Raw genomic sequence first — 10,053 nt, 5'->3', positions numbered from 1 at the left:
TTGATTGGAAGTTTAGAACTTATGATGCAAGAATTAAGCTAAAAAGACTTTACCCTAGATAATTAATGAATCAAAGCACTAGAGAAACTCGTTTATTATGAAATTTTTGATGATATAGAAAATGCTATAAATAGAGAAAAGCAGATCAAGAAATACAAAAGATGTAAGAAAGATGGACTTATAAATAAAGAGAATCCACTTTGGGAAGATTTTTATAATCAGATTTTATGAGCTCAAAGTATGTGTTTGAGATTCTCACGTCGCAGCTCTGCTGCTCCTCAGAATGACAGTGCAAGTTGTTATTGGAATGATTAAGGATTGAGGTGACTTGGTCAGCTCAGAATGATAGTATATGATACTTAGCTCTTGGAACAAGTCCGAGGGACGGTTCTATGATTATTGCAATGGTTAAAAAGTAAATTTGGAAAAATTGTGTTTTGAGAGTGTGGTTTTATATACTTATTCCCCTTTAAACACGATTTTTCTGGGTTTAACGTCGACCTGATTGCAATAATCAAGAATTGGGCAGATATCACACCAGGGTCGGCCTGTTTTGCAGATTTGTTTGCCGTGCATTACGAATAAAGGGTTTATTCTTATCCAGTAAGCTTGAGGAAGCTTTTCTCTGAGAGCCAGTTCTGTCTGTTCAGGAGTTTTTGTTTGAACATAACCAAGCCTGTTTGAAACCTTATGAACGTGAGTATCTACAGCAATTGCAGGTATGTTATATCCAAGAGCGAGCACAAGATTTGCGGTTTTTCTGCCTACTCCTCTAAAAGCTAACAATCCTTCCATTGTTGATGGAACTATGTTATTTAGCTGTTCGACAAGAATTTTTGCGATTGTCTTTATATTTTCTGCTTTTGATTCGTAAAAGTTTATTGGTTCGATTAGTTCTTTTAATTTTTCAATTGGTAAATTGTTAATTGCTTTTGGTGTATCAGCGATTTTAAATAACTTTTCTGCAATAGGGAAAGTTATCTCATCAAGATTTCTCAGGCTGAGTATACAGGCAACAAGAACTTTAAAAGGTTGTTCTTGATATCTTGCCTGCATAACATGGATGGGATAATAACTTTCCAGAATTTCAAAGATTTTTGGGATATCAACAAATTTTTCCATAATAATTAAGCTAATCTTAAATCTTCTATAGAATGTAAAAAACACTTATAAGATAGTAATATATTTCATTAATCTGGAATTTCCTACAACAGTCAATAAGGTTGTTAATATGAATGAAAAATATTTTGAGATTTATATAGAGAATATGAGCTGTGCAAGTTGTGCAGCAAATATCGAGAGACGGTTAAATGAGTTATCTGGTATTAAGGAGGCTTATGTTAATTTTGGAACTGGTAAAGCTAGCATAAAGTATGATGCTGATACCATTTCAGTGCAGGAAATTATTGAAACCATAAATAATTTTGGTTATGAAACTATAACATCAACCCTGGAATTGCTAATTTCTGATATGCATTGTGCTTCTTGTGCATCTAAAATTGAGAAAAGCCTAAATTCATCGTTTGGAATATTAAGTGCAGGTATCAATTTGGCTAATAAACAGGCAACTATTGTTTATATCCCACAAGCAATTTGTCCTGGAGATATTAAGAATATTATTAAAGATAGTGGTTATACCCCAAAAGATATTATTTTTGAAGAGAAAGAAAAAGAAATAGCAGAACTGGAAGAAAAGGAGTATAGGGAGCAAAAGCGTAAGTTTATATTTAGCCTTATTTTCACTCTACCAATTTTTATTATAAGTATGACTATGCTTGAATTCTCTTTTAGAAACTGGTTACTGCTTTTATTATCAATTCCGGTAATATTTTGGGCTGGAGGACAGTTTTATGGTGGAGCATACAGGGCTTTTATAAATAGGTCTGCCAGTATGAATACTCTTATTGCAGTTGGAACCGGTGCTGCGTTTATATACAGTTTAGCTGCCACTGTTGTTCCAGAATTGTTTGTTACTGCTGGAACAATGCCTGAAGTTTATTACGAGGTAGCAACCATTATTATTACTCTCATTTTGATGGGAAGAATGCTTGAAGCAAGAGCAAGAGGCAGGGCTTCTTCTGCTATAAGAAGGTTAATTGGCTTGCAACCAAAAACTGCCAGGGTAATTTATGATGATAAAGAGCAGGATGTGCCTGTAGAGGATCTAAGAGTAGGTGATATTATCATAGTAAGACCAGGTGAAAAGATTCCTGTTGATGGTGAGGTTATAAAAGGTTCTTCGAGTGTTGATGAGTCTATGATCACAGGGGAAAGTCTTCCTGTAGAAAAAAATGTTAATGATGTAGTTATTGGTGCGACTATTAATAAAACAGGAAGCTTTAAATATAAAGCTATAAAGGTTGGAAAAGATACGACTTTACAACAAATTATCAGGCTTGTAGAACAAGCTCAGGGGTCAAAAGCACCTATTCAACGTTTAGCTGATATTATAAGTGGTTATTTTGTCCCTGTAGTTATGATAATTGCAATAATAACCTTTGTTGTATGGTTTATCATAGCACCTGAGGCTACAAGACTTTCTTTTGCTCTCATAACGTTTGTGGCAGTTTTAATTATTGCATGCCCGTGCGCTCTGGGTCTTGCAACTCCCACTGCAATTATGGTTGGAACTGGCCTTGGAGCAGAAAATGGGATCTTAATTAAGAATGGAATCAGTCTTGAGACAGCTTATAAAATCCAGACAATAATTCTAGATAAAACAGGTACCATTACAAAAGGTGAGCCAGAGGTTACTGACGTGCTCACTAATATGGATGAAAATAGATTCTTGTATTATGTGGCCTCAGCAGAAAAAGTTTCCGAGCACCCTCTGGCAGCTGCCATAGTGAGAGAAGCTGAAAAAGAGAATATATTACTGGTTCAGCCTACAGAATTCTCAGCGCAACCAGGGCATGGGATTCAGGCTATTGTTGATGGTAAGCAAATTTTAGTAGGTAATCAAAAACTTCTTACAGATAAAGGAATTGAGTTTGATTTTTATCTTGATAAAGCTTCCAAACTTGCAGAAGTGGGTAAAACTACAATATTTATTGCAATAAACAATAAAATAGAAGGTTTTATTGCTATTGCAGATACGATAAAACCTGATTCTAAACAGGCTATATCAGAACTTAAGTCTATGGGACTTGAGATAATAATGGTTACAGGTGATAATAAAAAAGCAGCTGAAGCTATAGCTCATCAGGCTGGTGTAGATAGATTTATGGCAGAGGTTTTGCCTGAAGATAAAGTAAATGTGGTTAAAAAAATCCAGGAGGAAGGCAAGATCATTGCAATGGTAGGCGATGGAATTAATGATGCTCCTGCTCTTGCACAGGCTAATATTGGTATTGCAATTGGAACCGGAACTGATATAGCAATAGAGTCATCTGATATTACTCTCATCCGTGGAAGCCTGCAAAGTGTAGCCAGTGCAATAAAACTTTCTAAAAAAACCATAGATACTATAAGACAAAACTTATTCTTTGCATTTTTCTATAATGTGCTTGGTATTCCAATAGCTGCAGGAGTTTTTTATCCGATTTTCGGGGTTCTGCTAAATCCTGCAATTGCGGCTTTTGCCATGGCTTTTAGCTCTGTTTCAGTAGTAACTAATAGTTTAAGGCTAAGAAGGATGAAAGTATAATGGATGCTCAGGAAATTTTAGTCACAACATTAGGAATTTTGGCAATAGGCTTCATTATTTGGTATTTTTTCTTTGTGCCAAAAAGATTAAGTTAATATTTTAATTATTTTTGAGAACATCCCTGCTTTTAACCATTTATTAATGATACAAGATAATTGAGCTGGTATTAAAAATAAGGTAGTGTTATAAAACAAAGTGATATAGAACATATTCAGAAATCAAAGTTTCCTAGTGTCATTGCGAGGAACGAAATGCAATGAAGTGACGAAGCAATCCAAAAAAAGATAGTAATAATATTATTTGGATTGGTGACACAGTCACCTTTTATAACTCATAAATCACTGTAATTAAGACTAAGATTGTAGAGTTTAATGGTGCAGCTTTGCTGCCTCGCAATGACAGTGCGACGATTATCCGGATTATGGCTCTATCACTTTAATTTTTACCATTACCAAAAATAAAAAGTGCTGATTAATCAGCACTTATCTCTACAGGGCACATTTTGAAATGTTTTTAAACGAGTTTTAAAGACATCATTGTAGCCTTTTCGAGCTTTCTCTTTTTTTCTTTACAGGCAGCTTCAATTAGTTCCTGATAACAGGATGCTAAATAGCTACCATCCTCCTCCGGTAAACTTTTTACGCATTTTTTTAATGATTCTCTTGCTTCTTCAAATTTCTTCATTCTGACTAATATTGCGATTTTTTGATCGTAAAGTGAAGGCAGCAAATGTCTTTCTTTAAGTGTGATATTTTCAAAAGCTTTTTCACAGCATTGAAGAGCTTCTTTTTGATGGCCTAATACATCCAAAGTGCCGGCTTTTGAGCCATATGCCTCTGCTGAATAAGGATTTGCGTTAATTGCCTTGTCAAAATATTCTAATGCTTCTTTGTCCTTATCTATACAAAAAAGAATATCCCCTTTTAGTATTAAGGCTTTAATATGATCCGGCTCTACGCTAAGAGCCTCGTTTATTTGTTCTAATGCTGTTTCGCAGTCTCTATAATATATGAAATTATCACTTGCTTCACGGACTAATTTTTCTGCTTTGAGATTATATATTTTCTTATTTTCTTTGCCGTTTATATTATTAACGTTATTTACCGTATTGTTCATTTACTCCGTTTTCCCCAACTAACTAGAGCGCTATATTTACAATGATACTAAAAACCTTTTTTGATCAACATGAATAATGAAACATGTGACTCATGTTAAGTTAAATCATAGCTTTGATTTAGAGAAAGGGGTATTCCCCTATCTAACTTATTTTTAGAATTGCAAATACTCTATCATGCAAAATATCAGAATCCATGGGCTTAAAAAGTTTTCTTAAATCTTCTTAACTCTTGTTAATAAAGCTTAAATAAAAACATGTAACAATTATCGAAAATCCTCATGGTGCATGAATTTTGGGCATGAAAACATATAAGTACAATTGTAAAAAATACTTACATTATGTAAAGAATTCATAAACCCATATTTTTATAGAGATTGCCTTTAAAAAAAAAGTAGTAAAAATGTTTTTACGAAAATTTACTATATCTGATAATTTTATGTTGTAACATGCATGCTACACAGTAATGTGCGCCATGCTACAGTAATCTCATATATATAATTTAGAATGAAAATCTATATATAGTGTAACAAAGCTGGAGGTGGGGTTTATTTAACACTAGACTTGGTGTATATTATTATTGTGTACTACACATATTTGTTAAACATCTTATTTGTAAGGGGAGCAATTTTTTAAGAGGAGAATAGTAAGTGACATCGTATTTATCTGAAGCAGTCGCATTAACTGAAAATGCAAGAACGGTCCTGGCAAAAAGATACTTAAGAAGGGACAACGATGGTATCCCTATAGAAGCGCCAGAAGATATGTTTTGGAGAGTAGCTCGTACAATTGCAGATGCAGATTCTTTCCATGGGAAAGACGGTACACAGATAAACAAAATAGCTGAAGATTTTTATAAGTTAATGACAAATCTCTATTTCATGCCAAACAGCCCGACATTAATGAATGCCGGAAGAGAGTTAGGTCAGCTTTCAGCTTGCTTTGTTTTACCGATTGATGACTCGCTTGATGCTATTTTTGAAGCAGTAAAAAATACAGCATTAATTCATAAAAGTGGTGGTGGAACAGGTTTTTCATTTTCAAGGCTAAGACCAAGAAATGATATTGTAAGATCTACAATGGGTGTTTCTTCCGGACCTGTATCTTTCCTCGAAGTGTTTAATGCTGCTACTGAAGCTGTAAAACAGGGTGGAACAAGACGTGGTGCTAATATGGCGATCTTAAGAATTGATCATCCTGATATTTTAGAATTCATTAATGCTAAATATGAAGGACATAAATTAAATAACTTTAATATTTCTGTTGGTATTACCAACGAATTTATGGAAGCCGTTTTACACGATGAATATTATGATTTAATTCATCCTAATACCAAAAAGTCTGTAAAACAGCTTAAAGCTAAAGAAGTTTTTGATGTTATAGTAGATCATGCTTGGAGGAATGGTGAACCTGGTATTGTTTTCCTTGATAGAATCAATGCTGATAACCCAACTCCTAAATTAGGCCAAATTGAATCTACAAATCCCTGCGGTGAAGTCCCATTATTACCTTATGAAGCTTGTAATCTTGGCTCAATTAACCTCGGTAGAATGGTTAAATATAATGAAGAAAACCAGCCTGAAGTGGATTGGGGTAAATTAGAGTATATAACCAAATTATCTACCCATTTCCTTGATAACGTAATTACTATGAATAACTTCCCGTTACCTCAAATTGAGGAAATGGTTAGAAATAATAGAAAAATTGGTCTTGGAGTTATGGGTTGGGCTGATCTTCTTATGGCTATGAATATTCCATATAACGCTGAAGAAGGTACTCAACTTGCAAGACAGGTTATGGAATTTATTGATTATCATTCCAAAGTAAAATCAGTAGAACTTGCTCAGGAAAGAGGTAAATTTCTTAACTTTGAAGGTAGTATTTATGATGGGAATGAGTTTCTCTATGAGAAATATAAAGGAAAATCCGCTGGCATTATTTCTGGTGAAGACTGGAAAGAACTTGATGCAAAGATTCAAAAATTCGGTATAAGAAATGCTACAACTACATGTATTGCTCCAACTGGAACAATTAGTATGATAGCAGGAGCTTCTGGTGGTGTTGAACCTTTATTTGCATTGACATTTGTTAGAAAAGTAATGGATGGTACTGAGTTACTTGAAGTTAATCCTATATTCAAGGATGTTGCCGAAGAAAAAGATTTCTACAGTGAAGAGTTAATGAAGCAAATCGCTACTAAAGGAACAATTCATGGAATAGAAAGTATTCCTGAAGATGTGCAAGAGGTTTTTGTAACTGCTCATGATATTACTCCTGAATGGCACGTTAAAATGCAGGCAGCTTTTCAATTACACACTGATAATGCTGTTTCTAAGACAGTAAATTTCACAGAAGAAGGAACACGAGAAGAAATTGCAGAAACATATTACCTTGCTTATAAGTCAGACTTAAAAGGAATAACAGTTTATAGAAATAATAGTCGTTCTTATCAGCCTATGAGTATTGAGGTTAAAGGTGATAATAAAGACCAATCTTCTGAAAGTGATCAAGCTAAGTATTCAGAAATTGCTGCAAAAAATGCTGTTACTCCAAGGCAAAGACCTAATTTAACATACGGTCTTACTGATAAGATACAAACAGGTTGTGGTCCTCTTTATGTAACTATTAATGTTGATGAAGAAGGATTATGTGAAGTATTTGCCAGAATGGGTAAGTCCGGTGGATGTGCAACCAGTCAGGCTGAAGCTACAGGAAGAATGATATCTCTTGCTTTAAGAGCAGGCGTTGATATTACCTCAATAATAGGTCAATTAAAAGGTATCAGATGTCCTGCACCGGCTGTTGGAAAAGGTGGGGTAATACTTTCCTGCTCAGATGCGATTAGTAAAGTATTAGAACGCAACCTTGAAAAAGCTTTAGGTGCTTTATCTATAAACGGTGATGCAGAATATAGTGAAATATCTTATTCACAAAGCTCAAAGGCTGATTTAGGGATATGTCCTGAATGTCCTGAATGTGGTCAAATGTTAGAATTCAGTGAAGGATGTGTTCTCTGTAAGAATTGTGGTTTTTCAAGATGTAGTTAGCTTTTAGATAAAATCATAGATGATAAAGCCTCGAAGAAAACGAGGCTTTATTTTTTTAATAAAAATAATTTGTATTTATAAATATAAAGAACTATTAAGCGTAATAAGGGTTTTATGAAATTTTCTTAAGAAAACTTAAAATGGCTGAAAAGTAATAAAATGATGAAAAACCTGTCTAAACTATTTTTTATTTTTAATATAATCTAAAAGCTGTAATGAATTTACATAGGCAATATGATATAATATTTAAAAATAAATAAGAACAAATTGGGAAACACCGGTGTTAATCCGGGGCTGTGCCGCAACTGTATTGATTCAATGAATCTAAGCCAGGATACCAATTAGTTCAACCAACTCACTCTTGCGAAGCACAAGAAAGGAGATAGATGAGATGAAAAAAATAATTTGAAATTTTTAAGGAATTCTTGTAATTCCTTTTTTGCGTTTTTAGGTAATTATCTAAAAATCTTTGAATTATTTTTTTAACATTAAAGGTCATTTGGTTTTATTTAAGTATTTATTATTAGAAGTAAAGGAGAAAATTATGAAAAATCAAAAAAGACAATCTAAGATCATTGCTACCCGTAAAAGCTGTTCAGCTGAAGGTACAGGTCTTTCACATTATATTCTAATGGACAAAGGAGCTAAGAAATAATGGTTTCAAAGCATGAATTTAAGGCCCCTTCTAGGGGTCTTTCCCTTAACTCAGGAAATGGACCAAGTTTAATTCCTGTAGACATCAAACATCCTAACTATGTGGCTTTAATTGAGCCAGATACTGCATTTTGGTCATTAGTAGAGAAAAGTGCTTTAGCTGATACTTTAGCTGATGCTGATTTTATTGATGCATATAAACAAAAGGCTGATAGATTTGCAGATGAAATTCAAAAACTCCGTTTTGGATTAGCTTTAAATGCTGTGTATGTGAATCCTACAGCGCGCTGTAATCTTAATTGCACCTATTGTTATATCCCTCAGGATATGCGTAAATCTGGGGTTGATATGACTAAGGATCAATTAATACAGTCATTAACTAAACTCCGTGATTACTTTAAAAAAGTGATGCCTGAAGGACGGCTGCCACAGATTATTTTCCATGGTGCAGAGCCTTTACTTAATAAAGAAGCAGTTTTCCCTGCAATAGAACAATTTAAAAATGATTTTCGCTTTGGAGTTCAAACAAATGGAGTTTTACTTGATGATGAAGCGATAGAATTTTTAGTAAAACATGGAGTTGGAATAGGACTTTCACTTGATGCACCAATAAAAGAAGTAGCGGATCGTACCCGTAAAACCTGGAGTGGAGAAAGTGTATACGAAAACACCCTTAGAGTTATGGAAAAACTTAAAGGTTATGATGGGTATAATGTGATTTGTACCGTAACAAAAGAGAATATGGCAAATTTAACAGATGTTGTAGACTTTTTCCATGGTCAAGGTGTTCCAGCTATTATGTTAAATATGGTACGCTGCACATTACCACCGGCTCGTGAAATAAAACCAGATGATCACGAAGTTGCAGAATACTTCTTTAAAGCTTTAAACAGAACTTATGAATTGTACAAAGAAACTGGACGTAAAATAGTTGTTGCTAACTTTGCAAACATTCTTGTTAGTATTTTAGCACCAATGGCACGTCGTTTAATGTGTGACATTTCACCTTGTGGTGGTGGACGTATATTCTTTGCTCTGGCACCAGATGGTGGTATGTTCCCTTGCAGTGAATTTATAGGTCTTCCAGAATTCTGTGGTGGTAACCTTTTTACAGATGATATTGATGAAGTGTTACAAACTAAAGAATTTAAGATGGTTACTGAGCGTAAAGTTGAAGATATAAATCCTTGCAACAAGTGTGCTATCAGACATTTTTGCGGTTCCCCATGTCCTGCTGAAGCTCATGAAATGCACGGTGATATGAAATGTACAGGTGCATTTTGTGAATTTTACGAAGAACAAGTTCGTTATGCTTTCAGGCTTATAGCTGATGGAATTGCAGAAGACTTTTTATGGCAAGAATGGGATAAGGATACTGAAACCATTTTTGATTATCAACAGCTTGAGCTTGCTAAGTAAGGACAGCGAAAAAATCATTAGTGGATTTTGAAGTCTGTTGGCAAAATAATAAAAGGGGACTGATCGTCCCCTTTTATTGCGTCCTTTAATCTTTGAGGGTAAATTCCCCGCAGCTCTGCTGCGATAATGATAAAATGAGGGAATGAGTAAATATGTTCATAAAGCGCATAATG

Annotated in this window: 6 protein-coding genes and 1 other annotated feature; of the genes, 4 read left to right on the top strand and 2 right to left on the bottom strand. The window is 34.3% G+C overall.

Annotated features, from left to right (window positions below; all coding sequences use genetic code 11):
- Window positions 1-459: 459 nt before the first annotated feature.
- The gene (locus A2255_03420) at window positions 460-1,122 is read right to left on the bottom strand and encodes a hypothetical protein (GenBank protein OGI18057.1); all 663 of its coding nucleotides are present in this window, start codon (window positions 1,120-1,122) and stop codon (window positions 460-462) included.
- Between the two features lie 109 nt (window positions 1,123-1,231).
- Between A2255_03420 and A2255_03415 the strand changes: the two genes are divergently transcribed.
- On the top strand, window positions 1,232-3,646 hold the full coding sequence (locus A2255_03415; protein OGI18056.1) for a copper-translocating P-type ATPase: 2,415 nt from the start codon (window positions 1,232-1,234) through the stop codon (window positions 3,644-3,646).
- Between the two features lie 513 nt (window positions 3,647-4,159).
- Here A2255_03415 and A2255_03410 read toward each other — a convergent pair.
- Complete coding sequence (locus A2255_03410) at window positions 4,160-4,762, bottom strand: hypothetical protein (protein ID OGI18055.1); 603 nt, start codon at window positions 4,760-4,762, stop codon at window positions 4,160-4,162.
- A gap of 648 nt (window positions 4,763-5,410) precedes the next feature.
- Between A2255_03410 and A2255_03405 the strand changes: the two genes are divergently transcribed.
- From A2255_03405 to A2255_03395, 3 genes are all read left to right on the top strand, one after another.
- Window positions 5,411-7,807 (top strand): ribonucleotide-diphosphate reductase subunit alpha, encoded by a 2,397-nt coding sequence (locus A2255_03405; GenBank protein ID OGI18054.1) that lies wholly within the window; start codon window positions 5,411-5,413, stop codon window positions 7,805-7,807.
- A gap of 223 nt (window positions 7,808-8,030) precedes the next feature.
- Window positions 8,031-8,168 (top strand) — a binding site (cobalamin riboswitch).
- 183 nt (window positions 8,169-8,351) lie between these two features.
- Entirely contained in the window at window positions 8,352-8,462 is a 111-nt protein-coding gene (locus A2255_03400) for a modified peptide precursor CbpA (protein OGI18053.1), read from the top strand.
- Window positions 8,463-8,533: 71 nt separating this feature from the next.
- Window positions 8,534-9,880 (top strand): peptide-modifying radical SAM enzyme CbpB, encoded by a 1,347-nt coding sequence (locus A2255_03395; protein ID OGI18058.1) that lies wholly within the window; start codon window positions 8,534-8,536, stop codon window positions 9,878-9,880.
- Window positions 9,881-10,053 lie beyond the last annotated feature (173 nt).

The sequence above is a fragment of the Candidatus Melainabacteria bacterium RIFOXYA2_FULL_32_9 genome (genome assembly GCA_001784615.1).
GTDB lineage: Bacteria > Cyanobacteriota > Vampirovibrionia > Gastranaerophilales > UBA9579 > UBA9579.
Note: the sequence above shows the minus strand (reverse complement) of the source record. Positions and strands in the feature narration are given on the sequence as shown.